The sequence below is a fragment of the Shinella sedimenti genome, assembly GCF_022601905.1.
Taxonomy (GTDB): Bacteria; Pseudomonadota; Alphaproteobacteria; order Rhizobiales; family Rhizobiaceae; genus Shinella; species Shinella sedimenti.
Window position 1 is genome coordinate 495314 of sequence record NZ_JAKVIN010000003.1, and the last position, 19020, is coordinate 514333.

Genomic DNA, 19020 nt, shown 5'->3' on the forward strand with positions numbered 1-19020 from the left:
TTCCTTAACGGCATTAACCATTTGTTAACCATTCCTCGTTAACCAATGCTTAAGAACGTTGGACCGACGCCAGGGCAAACAAGCGCGTCGGATGCATGAAGCCCCTCCGCGTTACCGGTCCCGCCTCACTCCGGCATGTCCCCGACACTTCATTTCAGGGCAAGTGCCAATGACCAGTATTCTGACCAACTCCGCCGCCATGGCGGCGCTGCAGACGCTTCGTTCCATCGACACCAACATGCAGACGACGCAGGCGCGCGTCTCCTCCGGCCTGCGCGTCGAAACCGCCGCCGACAATGCCGCCTACTGGTCGATCGCCACGACCATGCGGTCAGACAACCGCGCCATCTCCACCGTCGCCGACGCGCTCGGCCTCGGCGCCGCCAAGGTCGATACCGCTTACACGGCTCTGGAAAACGTCATCGACGTGCTCAGCGAGATCAAGGCGAAGCTTGTCGCCGCCCGCGAGCCCGGCGTCGACAAGACGAAGATCAACGATGAAATCAAGGAACTGAAGAACCAGCTGGTCTCGGCCGCGCAGTCCGCGTCCTTCTCCGGCGAGAACTGGCTTTACAATGCCGGCACCGATGCGCTCGGCATCAAGTCTGTTGTGGCGTCCTTCGTCCGCTCGGCCGACGGTAACGTCAAGGTCGCCACGCTGGACTTCGATACCGCCAATTCCGTGCTGATCGATGTCGAGAACCCCGCCGACGGCTATCTGACAAAGGCGATCGACGCCTCGACGCTGGCATCCGATCCGACGGCGCTCACGGGCGACTACTACCTGATCGACATGAGCAAGACGATCGACTCGGCCACGCCCGACACCGGCACCGAGATCGAGATCACTAACGACACGACCTATGAGGAACTGGACGCCATGATCAGCGTCACGGACTTCATCCTCAAGGACCTGACCAATGCGGCTTCCACGCTCGGCGCCATCACCAAGCGCATCGAAATGCAGGAAAGCTTCGTTGCCACGCTCGGCGACGTGATCGACAAGGGCATCGGCCGTCTGGTGGACGCCGACATGAACGAGGAATCGACCCGCCTCAAGGCGTTGCAGACCCAGCAGCAGCTCGGCATCCAGTCGCTCTCCATCGCCAATTCGAGCGCCGAAAACATCCTTCAGCTCTTCCGCCAGTAAGAGCAAAGAGGTTTCCATCCGCCCGGCCGCTGGTCATCGGCCGGGACGGGCGGCTGGGTCGCGCTATTTGCCCTGGCGCGGCCCAGCACCCTTCATCCTCGCACAAGTTTGAACCCCTAGGCTCGATGGCACGATCAGGAAGATTGTGCGCTTTCCGCCTCCCGGAGGGCGCTATGTCCAGGAGACAGGTCACCGGTGTTGTCAGGTACAAGTGTTTTCGAGAGCGAGCGTTCAAGCGGTCCGCGGTTTCCCCGCCGGGCCTTTTGCGCGTTCATCGGGCACAATGCGGTTTCGCGGGGGCCGGCATGAGTGTGCATCTCGCCCGCTATCTCAAGGACTTCAGCGCACCCGCCCGCCCGCCGGCGCCGCTTTTCAAGCCGTCGAGCTTCGCGCAGCGGGATGGAACCGCAGAGACGGAATCCTTTGCCATCGCGCCTGCCTTGCCCGCCGTGGACGTTGAGGCCGAGCGGGCTGAGGCGTTCGAACAGGGGAAATCGGCTGCCGAGGCGGAACTCCTGGCCCGGCATGAGGCCGAACTGGCCGCCTTGAAAAGCGCTCATCAGGCAGCACTCGAATCGCTGAAGGTGCGATACGAACAGGAATATGCGGAGGCGCTGGCCGAACGTTTCTCCGCCTTCACCGCCGAGGTTGCCGATGGCGTTGCCGCCCAGGCCGCCCAAGTGCTGGCACCGGTCATGAGCCAGGTCCTGACGCAGGGCGCGGTTTCCGATCTCGCTCGCGTCATTGCGGAAGGCCTGCAGGACGGCGAGGGCGTGACGATCACGGTGAAGGGGCCGGCAGACCTCTTTGACCAGCTGAAATCGCATTTCAACGAGCCGACACCGGTCTTCCGGCACGTCGAAGTGCAGGATGTGGATTTGACGGTGGAACTCGGTGACGCCGTTCTGGTAACGCGGATGGCCGCCTGGGCCGAGACCGTCAGCAAGGTGCTTGGATGAGCGACGGCGAAAATCATCACCACGGCAAGAACGAGATCATCATCGTCAAACGCCATGGCGACCATGACGGCGATCACCATTCCGCCGCCTGGAAGATTGCTTATGCCGACTTCATGACGGCCATGATGGCATTCTTTCTCGTCATGTGGCTCGTCAATGCGGCTAACGAGGAAACGAAGGCCTCTGTCGCCTCCTACTTCAATCCCATAAAGCTCACCGACGACAAGCCGGCCGAGAAATCGGTCAAGAAACCCGCCAACACCGCCGAAGGCGAAGCCACGCAGGACAAGTCCAAGGAAGAGGGCCAGAAGCAGGAAAGCGGCAACGGCGCCGAAAGCGGCAAGGATAAGAAGACGACGGCTGGCGAGGAAACGCAGTATTCCGAGGCCGACTTCTTCAACAATCCCTATTCCGTCCTGTCCGAAATCGCGCAGGAAGTCGGCCAGCAGGCGAATGTGAGCGCCAAGGGCGACGGCGGCGCCGCAAATTCCGGCCCGGCCACCGGCGCGAACGGCGGCGAGGCGTACCGCGACCCGTTCGATCCCGATTTCTGGACGCAGCAGGTGGAAATCTCGCAGGCGACCGATGCCGGCAGTGAAGCAAGCGCAAACAAGGACCAGTCCGCCACCCAGATGGCTGCCGTCGATACCGACCGCACCGTGCAGGATGCGCTGAAACAGGCGGATGCCGAAACGCAGGCAAAGGCCGAAGAGGCCACGAAGGCGGACGAGGTCAAAGCGACGGAGGAAAAGCAGGCGAGCGAGCTGAAACAGCAGATTGCCAAGGAGATCGGGGCGATCGGCAAGCTTGCTGAAGGCCTGACCGTCACACCCACCGAAGGCGGCCTTCTCGTCAGCCTGACCGACCAGCTCGATACACCGATGTTCAATATCGGTTCCGCCGTGCCGCGGCAGGAGATGGTGCTGGCCATGGAAAAGATCGGCAAGATCCTCGAAGGACGGCCGGGCGCAATCGCCATCCGCGGTCATACCGACGCGCGTCCCTTTGCCGGCGGCAAGAACGACAACTGGCGGCTGTCGATGGATCGTGCGCAGAGCGCCTATTACATGCTGGTGCGCGGCGGGCTGGAGGAAAAGCGCGTCAGCCAGGTCACCGGCTTTGCCGATCGCCGGTTGCAGGTCGCTGAAGACCCGATGGCTGCCGCCAACCGCCGTATCGAAATCCTCATTCAGGCCGAGGGTGGCTGAGACGATGAAGCCATTCGGGCGCTTCCTTCTGTTGGGAACGGTTCTGGCGGCTGCGTTTTCAGCCGCTGCGCTCGCGCGCGCCGAGAGCCCTGACGATCTGGCGCCCTACAAGATGATCCGGTCGTTGCAGTTCGTGCAGGATACGGTGGTGCTCGGTGACCACTCGGCCATGGAGATGCAGCGCTTCCTGCTGACGACCATCGACGCGCGGCTGCGCACCGCTGAGCCTGCGATTTTCGACGATCCCCGCAATGTGGATGCCGCGCTGGTCTATGCCATGAGCGGCGGCAATCCCGAGACGCTGGAATTCCTGATCAAGAAGGACGTCGAAGGCCATTTCGATTCCCGCCTCACCGATGCGTTGCGCGACTATCTCAGCGGGACCGGCAGTCAGAGCGTGAAGTCGCTGGCCGAAATCTTCCCTGAGTACAAGCGTTCGCGGGTCGGCCCCTATCTGGCACTCGTTTCCGCCAATTCCGTGCTGCGCAAGGACCCCGCGCTGGCCCTGAGTTATTTTGACTGGGCGCGCCTCGTTGCGCCCGGCACCATTGTGGAGGAGGCGGCGCTGCGCCGCTCCATCTACATCGCCAGCCAGGCCGGCTGGATCGACCGGAGCATGGGCTATGCCAATCGCTATGCCCGTCGATATCTGCGCTCGCCCTATGCCAGCCAGTTCGCCGATCTCTTCGTGACACTGGCGGTCGATAATTTCGAAAAGCTCAACGAGAAGGATATTCTCGAGGTCCTGTCGTTCATGGACGTGCCGCGCCAGCGGGAAGTCTATCTGCGCATGGCGCGGCTTGCCGCCATCTCGGGCCAGAACAAGCTCGCGTCGCTGGCGGCAGAGCGCGCCCAGATCCTGTCGGGAGATGGCGAAAGCGTGCCGAAGGCTCTGGCGGATCTCTATTCGGGTCTGGCGTCGGTGCCGTCGGGCGATGTCGCCTCGGCGATGGAGACGATCGTCTCCATTCCGGACGAAAAGCTTTCCGTGAAGGACCGCGCCCTGAAAGAGGCCGCGCGAGCTGTCGCGGAAGAGGTCCTGCGCGAGCCGGTCGCCTCGGCCCAGAAAACCGAGCCTGTCGTCACGACGGTGCCGGAGGGCGAGGGCGCTTCCTATGACAGCCTGAACGCGGCGGAAACGGCCGCTCGGCCCACCGAGACGTCGACGGACGCGGCGGCGGTGGCAGAGCCGGAGAAAGACGCGAAAGTCGAGAAAGAGCAGGCGGGCGTCGACCCCGCCTTCGACAGCTTCGTGTCGGGTGGCCGGTCGAAGCTGGACGAGATCGACAAGCTATTGGAGGGAGAAGGCACATGAGCACGATCGGTGGCGGTGTTTTGGGCATCGCGTCGGGGCCTGTTCCCGGCAAGGGCAAGGCAGGCGACGGAAACGGCGCCGGCGGCTCGGAAGAGAACGGCTTCTCGCATGCCATCGCCAGCCTCCATGGGCGCGAGGGTCAGGGCGGTCAGAAGGGCGGGCGGATATCGATCTCCGGCAAGGGCGAGCAGGGCGAGGACGAGGCTGCCGATCCGCGCGTGAAGGTGGGCCGCCGCGACATGACGGCGCTCGCCAGTGCACTGGGCAAGCCGCAGGATGAGGCGGAAGCAGGCGTTTCCTTCGAGGAGAAGGTTGCGGCACTTCTTGGGGCCGGCGCGTCCGGTCGCAAGGCCCGAACTGGCGAAAGCGATGAAAACACCGTGCCGGCCGAGGGCGAAGACCATCCCGGTGCCAAGGCAGAAGGCGCAGACAAGACCGATGTCGGCAACCTTCTCGAAATGCTCGGCGCGCAAAATACCATGCCGCAGGCTGTTTTGGCCGGTGCCGGGAAATCCATTTCCGCCGCCGCACATGAGGGACGAGCCGAGCCAGCAGCGAAATCGGGAGGCAAGGCAGGTGTAGCTGCCGACTCGACCGTAAAGGGCGACGCTTCGGAACTCGCCGACACAGATGGTGGCGAGCTGCCGCAGTCCGAGACGGACAAGCTTTTCCGGATCGCGCGCGCCGATGGCAAGGGACGCGACCTCGATTTGAGCCTTTCCGGTTCGGGTGACCGCGCAACGCTGCGCGACGCCAATCCCACGGGACCGCGCGGCGAGGGTGTCACCGTTGTCGAGGCGCGCCGCTATATCGGCCTGGCGCAGACCAGCAATGCGGCTGCCGTGACGACGGCGATCACGCAGGATTCCGAATGGGTGACCTCTCTGAGTGCGACGAGCGGTATCGGTCACGAACAGGCCGCCACGGGCAAGGTGGTCAATACGCTGAAGATCCAGATGAACCCGATCGAGCTTGGCCTCGTGACGGCGACGCTACGCCTGCATGGCGACGCGCTGGTCGTTTCGCTGCAGGTGGAGACGGGCGAGGCCTATCGCCAGCTCAGCGACGATCAAGACGCCATTGTGCGCGCGCTGCGCGCGCAGGGCTTTGCAGTGGATCAGGTGAGCGTTCAGCTTTCGCCTGTCGACCGCAGCGCCAATGCGCAGGGCGGTGCGGATCAGCAGCAGCAATTCTCCAACCAGCCGCAGGCGCGTGAAGACGGCCGCCAGGGCGGTGGGGAAGGTTCAGGCACGTTTGCAGGGCAGGGAGGCTCCCGTGAGGACAATACGACGGACAACGCGTCTGGCCTTTCTGGCAGCCAGTCTTATCGGTCTGGCGGCGTCTATCTCTGAGGCGAAGGCTGCGGTTGGAAGCTGCGAGCGGGAGATCCTTGCGGCAGCCGCCAAATACGACATTCCGGCCGGTATCCTCTACTCGGTAGGGTTGACGGAAACCGGCAGGAAGGGGTCGCTTCAGCCTTTCGCGCTCAACATCGAAGGCAAGGCCTATTTTGGCCGCAGCCGTGAGGAGGCGCTCGAGGTTTTTCAGGCGGCTCGGGGGCGCGGTGCAAAGCTGATTGATCTTGGCTGCATGCAGATAAACCATCATTTCCACGGTGAGCACTTTACCTCACCGGCAGAGATGTTCGACCCGCGCAAGAATGTCGAATATGCCGCCGCATTCCTCGCCAGGCTGCATGCTCGTCACGAGACCTGGACGATGGCCGTGGCACGCTATCACGCCGGTCCCAACAACGACCCGGCGCAAAAGCGTTATGTCTGCCGAGTGATCGCGAATCTGGTTGCAACCGGCTACGGAAGCTGGACGCAGAACGCGAAACAGTTCTGCCAGTAATTCGACTAAAGGTTGAATTTTTGCTCAGATATGAGGTGTGCCGCAATGTGGCGGGAATGTGCCATGTTTTGGGCAGGCCAAGGGTGCGCGTTAACCTTTGTTAACTTTTCCACGAGAAAATTGTGGTGATCAGTACCCATAGCCACTATATCTAGATCAAATCGGCACGCATTGGTTAATCAACTGTTAATTCCACCCACTCACTTCCTCTAGTTGCTGCTGATTCGCCCGATTCGTACCACTGCCTTAACGAAGCACCACACTGATTCGGAGGCGGACGAATGATCGTAGTGGTTGATGAGCGCGAGCTCGTTAAAGACGGCTATACTTCTCTTTTTGGTCGCGAGGGCGTGCCCTCGACGGGGTTCGATCCCCGTGAATTCGGCGAGTGGGTGAACACCGCTGCCGATTCCGATATCGACGCGGTTGAAGCGTTCCTGATCGGCCAGTGCCAACTCTCCATGGAGTTGCCGCGGGCGATCCGTGATCGCTCACAGGCTCCGGTGATCGCTGTCAGCGACACGCCGTCCCTGGAAACGACGCTCGCCTTCTTCGACAGCGGTGTCGACGATGTCGTGCGCAAGCCGGTTCACCCCCGTGAAATCCTGGCCCGTGCGGCGGCCATCCGGCGTCGCCTCAAGGCACTTGCCAACCATACCGACATCGGCCCGATCCGCGTCTTCTCGGATGGCCGCGACCCGGAAATTTCCGGCGACGTCTTCGTCCTGCCGCGCCGTGAGCGCCGCATCCTCGAATATCTGGTCGCCAACCGCGGCCGCAGACTCTCGAAGTCCCAGATATTCAATGCGATCTACGGCATCTTCGATGAGGACGTCGAAGAGAACGTCGTCGAAAGCCACATCAGCAAGCTGCGTAAGAAACTGCGTAAGAAGCTCGGTTTCGACCCGATCGATTCCAAGCGCTTCCTTGGCTACTGCATCGATTGGCAGAGCTAAAAATCACCGCCGGCGGGCGGGGAAGGCGGACCCCGGCAGCCAGCTTCACGCAAGGCCCGTCCCATAGGGTCGCTAAGACGAGACGAACGGGGATTTGACATGAGTCTTTACGGCACGATGAGAACGGGTGTTTCCGGCATGAACGCTCAGGCAAACCGCCTGAGCACGGTTGCCGACAACATCGCGAACGCGAACACGACGGGCTACAAGAAGGCCGCGACGCAGTTCTCTTCGCTGATTCTTCCCACGACCGGCGGCGCCTATAATTCCGGTGGTGTGACCACCGATGTCCGTTACTCCATTTCATCGCAGGGCACCTTCACCTACACTACCTCGGCAACGGACCTGGCCATCAACGGCCGGGGCTTCTTCATCGTCCAGGGTTCTGATGGTGTCGAATATCTGACCCGCGCCGGCGCCTTTACCCCGATGAGCGACGGCACGCTGAAGAACTCGGCCGGCTTCACGCTGATGGGCTATCCCTACTCGTCGACGGAAGACCCGACCGTTGTCATCAACGGCTTTGCAGGTCTCGAAAAGATCAACCTCGCATCCGGCGAATTGAACGTGAAGGCGTCCGAAAAGGGCTACCTGCATGTCAATCTGCCGTCGAACGAGGCTGACGGCTACAAGAAGGCGACGTCGCTCGTCGCCTATGACAGCCTGGGCAACACGCGCAAGCTCGACTTCAACTACACGAAAGTCAGCACGACCGCCGGCCCGCCCCCGACCAGCGAATGGGAAGTCACGGTCACCTACACCGATCCCGAGACGGGTGACATCTACGACATGATGAGCGGTGCGACGCCGCCCGCCATCGTGGCCAGCGTCGATGACGCGACGCCCCAGACCATGACCTTCGACGCGGAAGGCAAGCTCGAGACGCCCGCAAGCCCTGCAGACCTCGTTCTGGACGAGCTTCCGATCGACGGCGCCGTGCTGAAGTCGCTCACGGTTTCGATCGGCGGCGCGACCGGCGGCAGCACGCAGCTCGCAGCCGCATTCGCGGCCAAGGGCGATATCGACGGCATTGGCCCCAGCGGTGTTGCCGGCTACGAGATCAGCGACGACGGTATTGTCTATCTCAAGTACGAAAACGGCGACCTGGCTCCGAAATACCGTATCGCCATGGCGAACGTGCAGAGCCCCGACAACCTCAAGCCGCTTGCGGGCAACGTCTACTCCCAGAGCAACGATTCGGGTGTCATCGTCATGGGCTATGCCGGCAACGGCGGCTTCGGAACGATCCTGTCCGGCGCGCTGGAAGATTCGAACGTCGATATCGCCGAAGAGCTGACGAGCATGATCGAATCGCAGCGCAACTACACGGCCAATTCGAAGGTCTTCCAGACCGGTTCCGAACTCATGGAAGTCCTCGTCAACCTCAAGAGATAAGGTGGCATGACGGTTCGGCGTGCACTCGAAAGTTAGGTAGAACTGATGTCGCTTACAGCAGCTATGAAGACTGCTCAGTCAAGTTTTTCCAACGTAGGCCTGCAATCGGCCGTCGTTTCGAAGAACATTGCCAATGCAAGCGACCCGGCCTATGCGCGCCGTGCGGCGGTCCTCGCCACGGCAACCTCCGGTGCCACCGTCGTCGAAACGCAGCGGGCGCAGAACGAAGCGCTCCTGAAGCAGAACCTGCTCAGTATCTCGAAGGCTTCGGCTCAGGATACGGTTCTCGCCGGCCTCTCGCGCATGAAGATGATGTTGGGCGGCGAGGACTACGAGCTCGCCCCCTCCACCTATCTCGCCAAGCTGCGTGACAATCTCCAGACCTTCGCGGACAAGCCGAACGAAGTCTCGCTCGCCGAAACGGTTGTGGCGGATGCGGTCGATGTCGCGACGTCGCTGAACAGCACGTCCGAAGCGCTCCAGAAGCTGCGTTCGGAAGCTGATGCCGACATCGATACGGCGGTCAAGGAACTCAACCGGCTTCTCAAGGAATTCAAGACCTATAACGATCAGGTCCGCCAGGGCACGGCGGCTGGCACAGACGTCAATGACGCGCTGGATCAGCGCGACAAGCTTCTGACGCAGATTTCCGGCATCGTCGGCGTCAATACGGTCAACCGCACCAACAACGATCTGGCGCTCTACACCAGTGACGGAACGGTGCTGTTCGAGACCGAGGCGCGAGCCGTCAGCTTCGTTCCGACGACAACCTACACCGCCACCGTGACGGGTAACCAGGTCCTCATCGACGGCGTGCCGGTGCAGATGGGTGCAGCAGGCAACACCAGCGCACGCGGCACCATCGCCGGCCTGTTGCAGATCCGCGACCATGCCGCTCCGACCTTCCAGGCCCAACTCGACGAAACCGCTCGCAGCCTGATCACGATGTTCTCCGAGAACACGGCCGGCGGCGTCATGGACGGCCTGTTCATCCGCAATGGCGTTGCCGTTGGCGACGATCTCAGCGTCGATGCGGTGGTCCCCGGCCTTTCGACGGTCATCAAGGTCAATCCGGCTGTCATCACCAACCAGGGCGGCAACGCCAAGCTGCTGCGTGATGGCATCAACGAGACCTTCAATATCGACAACAATGCCAGCTTCTCGGTGCTGCTGAACAACTATGCGGCAGCGTTCGAGACACCGGTCACGTTCGATCCGGCCGCGGCCATCGACACGAACGCATCGCTGCTGGCTTTCGCGACCGGTTCGGTCGGCTGGCTGGAGCAGCTGCGCAGCGCGGCGACGACGGCCGCCGACGACAAGAACGCGCTGCTGGCCCGCACGCAGGAAGCCTTGCAGAGTGTGACATCCGTCAGCCTTGACGAGGAACTTGCGCTGCTTCTCGACCTTGAGCAGTCCTACAAGGCATCGGCGAAACTGGTTGCGGCGGTCGATGAAATGATCACCGCGCTTCTCCAAGCGGCGGGCTAAGTTATGAAGACTTCTTTCGTTTCCAACATGTCCCTGCAGAATGCGATGCGAATCACGGTCGCAAGCGCGCAAAAGGAGATGTTGCAGCTGCAGGAGGAGACGGTCACCGGCCGTCATGCGGATGTCGGCGCGGTTCTCGGCGCCAAGACCTCGCGCACCCTCGACCTGCACCGCGACCTCCAGCGCATGGAATCGCTGAAGAGCACCAACGCCCTGACCACCCAGCGCCTCGCCGCCTCGCAGGAGGCGCTCGGTCTGATGTCGTCCGCGGCCAACGACGCAATGGAAGTGCTGATCGCGCTCTCCGGTATGACTTCTTCCGATCAGCTGGAACTGGCGCAGCAGAACATGGGAAATGCGCTTTCCACCTTTACGGCGGCGGCGAACACCTCGTTCAGCGGCGAATATCTCTTCGCTGGCATCAATTCCGACGTCGTGCCGCTCAAGGACTATCTCCAGGATACGCCGCCGAGCGACGCGAAGGTCGCCTTCGACCAGGCTTTCCTGACGCATTTCGGCTTTACGCAGACCGACCCAGGCGTTTCCACCATCACGCCTGCCGACATGCAGGACTTTATCGCCGATCTTGAAACGACCTTCATGGGGCCCGACTGGCAGGCCGACTGGTCGAACGCCGCCGACGAGAACATGCAGAGCCGTATCAGCGCGGCAGAGACCGTCCAGAGCTCGACCAACGTCAATGCCACGGGCATGCGGCATCTGGCGCTTGGACTGGTCATTGGCCAGGAACTGCTGTCGATCGGCCTTAGCGAAGCCTCGCGCAAGGTCGTCAGTGATTCCGCCATCGATTACATGGGCCGCGCTATCTCCGGCGTGGACGGCGAAAGGTCCAAGCTCGGCATCTCGCAGTCGCGGGTGACCCAGGCCAATACCTCGCTCGACGCGCAAATCACCATCCTGACCACAAGCATCAAGGACATGGAGGGCATCGATACCTATGCCGCCGCGACACGCGTCACAACGCTCGAGTCGCAGCTTTCCCTTGCATACACGCTGACGTCGAGAATCCAGAATCTCAGTCTGCTGAACTACCTCTGATGAATCAGAGGGTACGGACACACATGAAGGATGTCTGAATGTACCAGTTTTCATATGCCGAGATCATGGAGGAGGGCGTTGCCGTCTCGAAGGATCGGGAACGGCAGGTGCTCGAGCGGTCGATTGCGCTTCTAAAAGCCGCGGTGGCCGCCGGTACTTACGGCAAGGAGGCGGTGGAAGCCGTCTATTTCACCAGACGCGTCTGGATCCGCTTTATCGAGGATCTCGGCAACCCGGAGAACGAGCTGGAAGACGAGCTCAGGGCCAACCTCATTTCCATAGCCATCTGGATTCTCAAGGAAATCGAAAAGATCCGCAAACGCGAGTCCGCGAATTTCCAGGGCATTATCGATATTACCACCATCATCAAGGATGGCCTCAAATGAAAAGTACGCTGCGTATATCGCTGAAGTCGGGTGAGCGCATTTTTGTCAACGGCGCGGTTCTGAGGGTTGATCGCAAGGTCGCGATCGAGTTCCTCAACGATGTGACCTTCCTGCTGGAAAACCACGTCCTGCAGCCGGAACAGGCGACCACGCCGCTCCGCCAGCTCTATTTCATAGCGCAGATGTCGCTTATCAATCCGGAAGGCGCCGAGCAGTCGATCGCCATGTTCCGTAAATCGGTGATCATGCTCCTGTCGTGCTTCAAGAACGAGGAAGTGCTCGCCGAGCTGAAGCGGGTCGATGCCCTCGTCACGCAGGGCCGTGCTTTCGAGGCCCTCAAGGCAATCCGCGGCCTTTATCCGATCGAGGACCGCATCCTGAATACCCAGGAGATGACGCCGGCCACGATCGAGCAGATCCGCAGGGAGATCGCACCATGGTAGACGCTGTCAACAACAACACGTCCTCCGGTTACATGCCGACGGTGACCGGCGCTGAATCGGCGAAGGACACCAAGACGGCAACGCTGAACTACGAGAGCTTCCTGAAGCTGCTCGTGGCGCAGATGAAGAACCAGGACCCGACCGAACCGATGGACGCGACCCAGCAGATGGCGCAGCTCGCGACCTTCTCGCAGGTCGAGCAGACCATCAAAACGAACAAGAACCTGGAAAGCATGCTGCAGCGCACCTCCCTGCAGGAAGCCAACTCCGTCATCGGGCGCACGGTCACGAGCAATGACGGCACGATTTCTGGCGTCGTCAAGGAAGTCACGCTATACAATGACGGTATTGTCGCGATGCTTGATTCGGGCGCGAAGATTGTCATCGGGCCCGGCGTAACCGTAAAGTGAAACCCATCCGTGAATGAGGCAGACGCCCTCGATATCGCGCAGGCAGCCATCTGGACGGTCATCGTGGCGTCCGGTCCGGCGGTTCTTGCCGCCATGCTCGTGGGCGTTGTCATTGCCTTCATTCAGGCGTTGACGCAGGTACAGGAAATGACCCTGACCTTCGTGCCAAAAATCCTGGCGATCATGGTCACGCTCGCCATTTCGGCGCCCTTCATAGGTGCCCAGATTTCCATCTTTACCGATCTCGTGTTTTCCCGGATCCAGACCGGGTTCTAGCGCGGCTTTGCCCCGCCGCGTCCGGTTCGCGCGTTTCCGCGTCTCCTGCCACCCTCGCGCAAGCTTCGACCTGTACGTCTGACGGCGAAAATGGGCGACGCGTGTGACGCGGCGCAGCCTCTCATGACGAGACGGGATTCTTTCAGATGGCGCAAGTACCGGCAATCAGCATTCCGAAGGTCAGCCCCAGAGGCCGCGATATCGCCTTCGCCGTCGGCATCCTGACGATCCTGTCGATTCTCTTCCTGCCCATCCCGGTCTTCATGATCGATGTCGGGCTGGCCTTCTCCATCGCCTTTTCCGTGCTGATCCTCATGGTCTCGCTGTGGATTCAGCGCCCGCTCGATTTCTCGTCCTTCCCGACGGTCCTGCTGATCGCGACGATGATCCGTCTGGCGCTCAATATCGCCACGACTCGTGTCATTCTTTCCCATGGCAATGAAGGCCATGACGCCGCCGGCGGCGTGATCGCGGGCTTTGCCAGCCTCGTCATGTCCGGCGACTTCGTCATCGGTCTCATCGTCTTCATGATCCTGATCGTGGTGAACTTCATCGTCATCACCAAGGGTGCGACGCGTATCGCCGAAGTCGGCGCCCGCTTCACCCTCGATGCCATTCCCGGCAAGCAGATGTCGATCGACGCCGACCTGTCGGCAGGCCTGATCGACGAGAAGCAGGCGCAGCTGCGACGGCGGGAACTGGAAGAGGAAAGCTCCTTCTTCGGTTCGATGGACGGTGCGTCGAAATTCGTGCGCGGCGACGCCATCGCCGGCCTTCTGATTACGTCCATCAACGTCTTCGGTGGCATCATCATCGGCTATTTTCGCCACGGAATGGAGCTTTCCGAAGCGGCCGACGTTTTCGTGAAGCTTTCGGTCGGCGACGGTCTCGTCTCGCAGATCCCCGCCCTGATCGTATCGCTCGCAGCCGGTCTCATCGTGTCGCGCGGAGGCACCGCAGGTTCCACGGACCAGGCGGTCATCAACCAGCTGTCCGGCTATCCACGCGCGCTGCTCGTCGCTTCCTCGCTCATGTTCCTGCTCGCAATCATTCCCGGTCTGCCCTTCCTTCCTTTCACGGCGCTGGGCGGTGTTATGGCCTTCGGCAGCTGGGTCATCCCGCGCCGTATCGAGGAAGAGAACCGGGTCAAGCGCGAAGCGGAGGCCCAGCAGGTTCAGGCGACGCGCGACCAGGAAAAGGATTCGGTCAAGTCTGTGCTGAAGACCGCCGAAATCGAGCTGCTTCTCGGCAAGCAGGTTTCCACGCGCCTTCTCGGCGCGCACCAGGAACTGGCTTTCCGCGTGGGCAAGATGCGAAAGAAGTTCGCCGGTCAGTACGGTTTCGTGGTGCCCGAGATCAAGGTTTCGGACGACATCGCCATTCCCGACAAGTCCTATCAGATCCGCATCCACGGCACGACGATCGCCTCCAACATCGTGCGCGTCGGCGAAGTGCTTGTCGTCACCGGCGGCGGCCGCAAGCCGAGCGTGCCGGGCGACGATATCCGCGAGCCCGCGTTCGGCATGCCGGCGGTATCGATCCTCGAGACCTTTGCCGATGACTTGCGCCGCGAGGGCTTCCATCCCATCGACAACGTGTCGGTCGTTCTCACGCACCTTTCCGAGGTCATCCGCAACAACCTGCCGCAGCTTCTCTCCTATAAGGACGTGAAGGTGCTGATCGAACGGCTTGATCCGGAATATCGCAAGCTCGCCGACGAGATCTGCTCCTCGCACATGTCCTATTCCGGCCTCCAGGCCGTGCTGAAGCTGCTGCTGGCAGAACGCGTTTCCATTCGCAACCTGCATCTCATTCTGGAAGCCGTGGCGGAGCTTGCCCCGCATGTCCGCAAGACCGAGCAGATCGTCGAGCATGTGCGCATCCGTATGTCGCAGCAGATCTGCGGGGACCTTGCCGAGAACGGTGTTCTGCCGGTGCTGCGCCTCGGCAACAAGTGGGACATGGTCTTCCATCAGGCGCTCAAGCGCGACACGAAGGGCGAAATCGTCGAATTCGACATCGACCCGCGCCAGCTCGAGGAGTTTTCCGAGCAGGCCACCCGGGTTATCCGCGAGTTTCTCGACCGCGGAACGCCCTTTGTACTGGTCACGTCGCCCGAATCCCGCTCTTATGTGCGCATGATCATCGAGCGCCTCTTCGCCACATTGCCGGTTCTCTCGCATGTCGAGCTTGCCAAGGGCATCGAGATCAAGATTCTCGGCTCCATTTCATGATCACGGACCCGCAGGGCACGGTGCTGGCGCTGTTCGCCGCCTTCTGCCGTGTCGGCGGGTGCTTCATGCTGCTGCCGGGGTTTTCCTCGGCGCGTATCTCCATGCAGATCCGCCTCTTCATTGCGGTGGCCGTTTCCATGGCGATCCTGCCGATCATGTGGGACACGATCTACCCGCGCGCCTCAGGATCGCTCGACGCCTATCTGAAACTCATCGTTTTCGAGACGCTGACAGGCGTGGTGATCGGCCTCATCGCCCGATACTACGTGCTCGGCCTGCAGTTCGCCGGCACGGTGCTGACGATGATGATAGGCTTCAATGCGCCGCCGACGCAGGACGTGCTGGAAGACGCAGCCGAAAACCAGCTGACCAACCTGCTCTCCTTCGCGGGCCTGCTCATCCTGTTCCTGCTTGATTTCCATCACGTCGTGGTACGGGCGCTGGTCGATTCCTATAACGTCATGCCGCTTGGCGCTGGCTTCAATCCGCAGAGCGCGCTGATCACGCTCACCGATACGCTGTCGCAGACTTTCATGATCATGCTGCGGCTCGCGAGCCCCTTCATTCTGTATGGCCTGGTCTTCAACGTCTCGATCGGCCTCATCAACAAGCTGGCGCCGCAGATTCCGATCTACTTCATCTCGCTGCCCTATCTCATCATCGGCGGCATGCTTCTCCTCTATTTCGGCGTCTCCTCGCTGCTGCAGATCTTCGTGGCCGGTTTCATGCCGGTCTTTCAGGGGGGGTGATGGCGCAGAACCGCTCCGACAAGCTGAAGCGTCTGGTGACCGTGCAGCGCCATCTCGAGAAGATGGCGGAGATCGACCTTGCCACCACGACCAGCCAGCGCCGTGAGATCGCCGAGACGATGGATGCGGTGGTCGATGCGATAAACTCGCTCAATCCGGTGCACCGCACCTTCTCGCGTCACTATTCCGGCCACTACAACAAGCTCCAGCAGCAGGACCAGATGCTGTCGAACGTGCAGCAGATGCACGAAATGCGGGTGGTGCGCGAGCGCACCAAGGGCGACCGGATGGAAGACCGCATGAAGGAGGCGCGCGAGGCCGAGGATCGCGTGGCGGCCGACGATTCGATCTACGATCTCATCGACCAGCACCTTGCCTATAAAGGCGAGCAGAGCTGACGCTCACAAGTCACTGTAAATAAGAATGATTTACCGCCGTCTCATCAAGCTTGCGCGAAAGTGGAGGGCGCAGGCGTCGACGTCACGGCTTCGTCATCCGGCACCAGCCTCCCGTAAGGTTGAGCAGCGATAGTCGCATCAGGACGATGAAGAGGTTCGCCGATGCTGCCGTGATACGGCGCGGGCGCCTGTCCGGTATGGTCAAGAAGCCGGTGAACCGCCATGAGGACGGGATCGGCAGTTGAGGATCACCCGAAAGGTTCTGAGACGTGGCAATTTCACCCCCCAGTGATCTGGTGCTCGATGTCGTGCGCGCGGCCGATCCGACGCAGGTCCAGGAAGCGCAGGCCAAGCTGAAGTCCAACCGCGCCGCCTTCGAGGCGACGAGCCTTGCCGAAGCCGGAGCCGGCTTCCAGGCCGCCGTCGGCATTCTCAACCGCGATTCGGTTGCGAGCCAGGCGGCGAAGGGTGTCGATGCGGTCGGTGGCAAGGCCGTTCCGGAGCATCTGCGCAAGTTCGAGACGATGGTGCTGCAGAACTTCGTGAAGTCGATGATGCCCGAAGAAAGTGAAGAGATTTACGGCAAGGGTACGGCCGGCGAGATGTGGCGCGGCATGATGGCCGACCAGCTCGGCGAAGCGCTCGCCAAGGGCGGCGGCATCGGGTTGGCCGAAAGCCTTGCCCGCAAAAGCGGGGTTACCTCGCATCCCAGGGACACGAACGATACCGACCGGATAGCCGCAAGCATGGTGCAGTCCATGCAGCGTCAGGCGTTTGCCGACCTGACGCCCGGCATCAAGGAAGACGACAAGAAAGCATAAGCGGAGAGCAAGACAATGGAACAGGCGAACAACGAACTGCGCATCCGCACCGTTCTCGGTAGGCTCGAGACGATCATCGACAACGAGAACGACAATATCGGCACCGATCCCCATTTCGACCTGTCGACCTCGAATGCGCACAAGAGCCGCTGCCTCTACGAACTGGCCATGCTGTCGCGCGACGTCCGGCCCGACGAGGTGCCGCAAACCTTCTCGCGCGAACTTGGCCGCATGCGCGAGAAGCTCGCCACCAATGCGCAGCGCGTTTCAGCCCATCTCGAGGCCGTGCGTGAGGTCGTCAGTATCCTGAAGAATGCCGTGCAGGATCTCGAGGCCGACGGCACCTACTCGCAGGAACAGTTCCGCCTGGGTTACGGTACATGATCAAGCTCGTCGGCACAGGCGTCTGGGTGCTTCTCATCACACTCGCCTCGGTCTATTTCTCGCTGAAGATGGCATCGGCCCCCAAGGTCGATACGGCCGCGGCGGAGCACGAAGCGGCGATGGAATTCGTCACTGGTTATACGACCACCATTCCGGTGATCGGCGAGGGCGGCGTGAGTGGCTATTTCCTGACGAAACTTGCCTACAAAGCAAACAAGGATCTGGCGGCCAAGCAGGTCGTGCCGCTGCCCGAGATGATCACGGACGAACTCTACACGCTGCTTGTCGGCAAGAAGATGATCGACGTGGCGGATGCCGGGCGCTTTGATCTCGACGCTTTCCGCGGCGTCGTCAAGGAGGGGCTCAATCGCCGTTTTGGCGCTGACGTCATTGAGGAGGTCTATGTCGAGCAGATCGATTATCTGACGACCGCCGCAGTGCAGGATCCCACGCCCAAGCGAGGCGAAACCCTGGTCAAGGGCGAGGTCCCCGTCGTCGCGCCGGCGGAAAAGAGCGGCGGTCACTGAACCGACCTTGGAAAGTGCTTCTATATGGCCGGCCGCTCAGAGCGAGCCGGCCTTTGCCATTTCCTGCCTCGTGCGTCCGGTCTTCGCGCCGGAGAACTTGTAGCGCAGCAGATGATAGAGGAACAGCGGATTGACCGGTCCGCTATCCCGCATGCGTGAAGCACTCCGCAAGGGAAGGGAGAGCCAGCCGAGCCCGAACTTTCGTGTCGATGGCCGCGCGGATTGCGTTTCACCACACAGTGTCTCGAAGAGGTGCCCGACACCCAGAACAAGCCTGGCATGACCGGGGCCGACATGCCGGTCGATCCACTTTTCCTGCGCCGGACTATCCATCGAAACGAGCAGGATGTCGACGTTCGCGACGCCCACGCGCGCCATGATCGCGTCCGATTGTCCGAGATCGAAGGTATCGTCGGCGATCGGCAGGATGCTATGCCACGGCGCATGGCGGCTGAGCATTTCGGCCGCCTTCTTCAAGGAGGCCGCATGCCCACCCACCAGCGCGATACGCATGGGCTTTCCGATATAGGTGAGCAGGGCCGGTACGAAATCCGCGCCGGTCAGCCGTGCGCGAAAGCGCTGGCCATGCAGCAGCCGGGCGGCGAGATCGATCCCCCGGTCCTCCGGCAGCACGGTCTGGCGCGAGAGCGCCGCGCGATAATCCGCGTCGCGCATCATGAGATTGGCGTTGTCGGTATTGGCGAAGACAATGATGCTTTGCCCGAACGGCATCGTGGCCCGCTCCTCGGCAAAAGCGAGAGCATCGGCCCATCCGAAATCGCAGATGTCGAGGCCGAGAATATCGCGGCGCGCTGGAACGACGGTGCCGGGAACCGGGTTGCTGCGAACGCGGCCTTGCCGGGATGCGCGCGCGACAGAAGCCTTGCGGCTCGCCGGGCTTTGGCGGTCAGCGGAACGGATACGGTCGGGCGTCATGCTTGTCTCGGGGCTCGCATTGATCTCCGTCATGTAGCAACTCTGCTTGAAAGGCCGTTTAAGGAATTC

General features: G+C 61.4%; 21 protein-coding genes. 20 read left to right on the plus strand and 1 reads right to left on the minus strand.

Annotation, left to right across the window (positions count from 1 at the left end):
• Positions 1–169 precede the first annotated feature (169 nt).
• From MKI86_RS09815 to MKI86_RS09910, 20 genes are all read left to right on the plus strand, one after another.
• Positions 170–1150 (plus strand): flagellin N-terminal helical domain-containing protein, encoded by a 981-nt coding sequence (locus MKI86_RS09815; protein ID WP_241600455.1) that lies wholly within the window; start codon positions 170–172, stop codon positions 1148–1150.
• Positions 1151–1455: 305 nt separating this feature from the next.
• Positions 1456–2109, plus strand: a complete 654-nt coding sequence (locus MKI86_RS09820; protein ID WP_241600458.1) for a hypothetical protein — start codon at positions 1456–1458, stop codon at positions 2107–2109.
• A complete protein-coding gene (locus MKI86_RS09825; RefSeq protein ID WP_241600467.1) occupies positions 2106–3317 on the plus strand; it encodes a MotB family protein in 1212 nt (403 codons plus the stop codon). Before MKI86_RS09820 ends, MKI86_RS09825 begins: the two co-directional genes overlap by 4 nt.
• 4 nt (positions 3318–3321) lie before the next feature.
• On the plus strand, positions 3322–4632 hold the full coding sequence (gene motC, locus MKI86_RS09830; protein WP_241600469.1) for a chemotaxis protein MotC: 1311 nt from the start codon (positions 3322–3324) through the stop codon (positions 4630–4632).
• Entirely contained in the window at positions 4629–5984 is a 1356-nt protein-coding gene (gene fliK / locus MKI86_RS09835; RefSeq protein WP_241600471.1) for a flagellar hook-length control protein FliK, read from the plus strand. The genes motC and fliK overlap by 4 nt, the downstream gene beginning before the upstream one ends.
• On the plus strand, positions 5917–6486 hold the full coding sequence (locus tag MKI86_RS09840; RefSeq protein WP_370879941.1) for a transglycosylase SLT domain-containing protein: 570 nt from the start codon (positions 5917–5919) through the stop codon (positions 6484–6486). The genes fliK and MKI86_RS09840 overlap by 68 nt, the downstream gene beginning before the upstream one ends.
• A 281-nt stretch (positions 6487–6767) precedes the next feature.
• The gene (rem, locus tag MKI86_RS09845) at positions 6768–7442 is read left to right on the plus strand and encodes a transcriptional activator Rem (protein ID WP_241600472.1); all 675 of its coding nucleotides are present in this window, start codon (positions 6768–6770) and stop codon (positions 7440–7442) included.
• Between the two features lie 99 nt (positions 7443–7541).
• The gene (locus MKI86_RS09850; RefSeq protein WP_241600474.1) at positions 7542–8837 is read left to right on the plus strand and encodes a flagellar hook protein FlgE; all 1296 of its coding nucleotides are present in this window, start codon (positions 7542–7544) and stop codon (positions 8835–8837) included.
• A gap of 45 nt (positions 8838–8882) precedes the next feature.
• On the plus strand, positions 8883–10328 hold the full coding sequence (gene flgK, locus MKI86_RS09855) for a flagellar hook-associated protein FlgK (RefSeq protein ID WP_241600476.1): 1446 nt from the start codon (positions 8883–8885) through the stop codon (positions 10326–10328).
• A gap of 3 nt (positions 10329–10331) precedes the next feature.
• Positions 10332–11387: a flagellar hook-associated family protein gene (locus MKI86_RS09860; RefSeq protein ID WP_241600478.1), complete on the plus strand. Its 1056-nt coding sequence runs from the start codon at positions 10332–10334 to the stop codon at positions 11385–11387.
• 38 nt (positions 11388–11425) lie between these two features.
• The gene (gene flaF / locus MKI86_RS09865; protein ID WP_241600480.1) at positions 11426–11773 is read left to right on the plus strand and encodes a flagellar biosynthesis regulator FlaF; all 348 of its coding nucleotides are present in this window, start codon (positions 11426–11428) and stop codon (positions 11771–11773) included.
• Positions 11770–12216 carry a flagellar biosynthesis repressor FlbT gene (gene flbT / locus MKI86_RS09870; RefSeq protein ID WP_241600482.1) on the plus strand — a complete coding sequence of 149 codons (447 nt, stop codon included), beginning with the start codon at positions 11770–11772 and terminating at the stop codon, positions 12214–12216. Before flaF ends, flbT begins: the two co-directional genes overlap by 4 nt.
• A complete protein-coding gene (gene flgD, locus MKI86_RS09875) occupies positions 12210–12626 on the plus strand; it encodes a flagellar hook assembly protein FlgD (protein ID WP_256465730.1) in 417 nt (138 codons plus the stop codon). The genes flbT and flgD overlap by 7 nt, the downstream gene beginning before the upstream one ends.
• A 9-nt stretch (positions 12627–12635) precedes the next feature.
• Positions 12636–12902: a flagellar biosynthesis protein FliQ gene (gene fliQ / locus MKI86_RS09880; RefSeq protein WP_241600484.1), complete on the plus strand. Its 267-nt coding sequence runs from the start codon at positions 12636–12638 to the stop codon at positions 12900–12902.
• A 146-nt stretch (positions 12903–13048) separates the two neighbouring features.
• Positions 13049–15136: a flagellar biosynthesis protein FlhA gene (gene flhA / locus MKI86_RS09885; RefSeq protein ID WP_241600486.1), complete on the plus strand. Its 2088-nt coding sequence runs from the start codon at positions 13049–13051 to the stop codon at positions 15134–15136.
• Complete coding sequence (fliR, locus tag MKI86_RS09890) at positions 15133–15885, plus strand: flagellar biosynthetic protein FliR (protein WP_241600488.1); 753 nt, start codon at positions 15133–15135, stop codon at positions 15883–15885. Before flhA ends, fliR begins: the two co-directional genes overlap by 4 nt.
• Positions 15885–16283, plus strand: a complete 399-nt coding sequence (locus tag MKI86_RS09895) for a hypothetical protein (protein ID WP_241600490.1) — start codon at positions 15885–15887, stop codon at positions 16281–16283. Before fliR ends, MKI86_RS09895 begins: the two co-directional genes overlap by 1 nt.
• Positions 16284–16552: 269 nt before the next feature.
• Positions 16553–17104: a rod-binding protein gene (locus MKI86_RS09900; RefSeq protein WP_241600491.1), complete on the plus strand. Its 552-nt coding sequence runs from the start codon at positions 16553–16555 to the stop codon at positions 17102–17104.
• A 15-nt stretch (positions 17105–17119) separates the two neighbouring features.
• Positions 17120–17488 (plus strand): hypothetical protein, encoded by a 369-nt coding sequence (locus tag MKI86_RS09905; protein ID WP_241600494.1) that lies wholly within the window; start codon positions 17120–17122, stop codon positions 17486–17488.
• Positions 17485–18015: a hypothetical protein gene (locus MKI86_RS09910; RefSeq protein WP_241600496.1), complete on the plus strand. Its 531-nt coding sequence runs from the start codon at positions 17485–17487 to the stop codon at positions 18013–18015. The genes MKI86_RS09905 and MKI86_RS09910 overlap by 4 nt, the downstream gene beginning before the upstream one ends.
• A 36-nt stretch (positions 18016–18051) precedes the next feature.
• On the opposite strand, the gene MKI86_RS09915 is transcribed toward MKI86_RS09910, so the two are convergent.
• Complete coding sequence (locus MKI86_RS09915) at positions 18052–18984, minus strand: WecB/TagA/CpsF family glycosyltransferase (RefSeq protein ID WP_241600498.1); 933 nt, start codon at positions 18982–18984, stop codon at positions 18052–18054.
• Positions 18985–19020 lie beyond the last annotated feature (36 nt).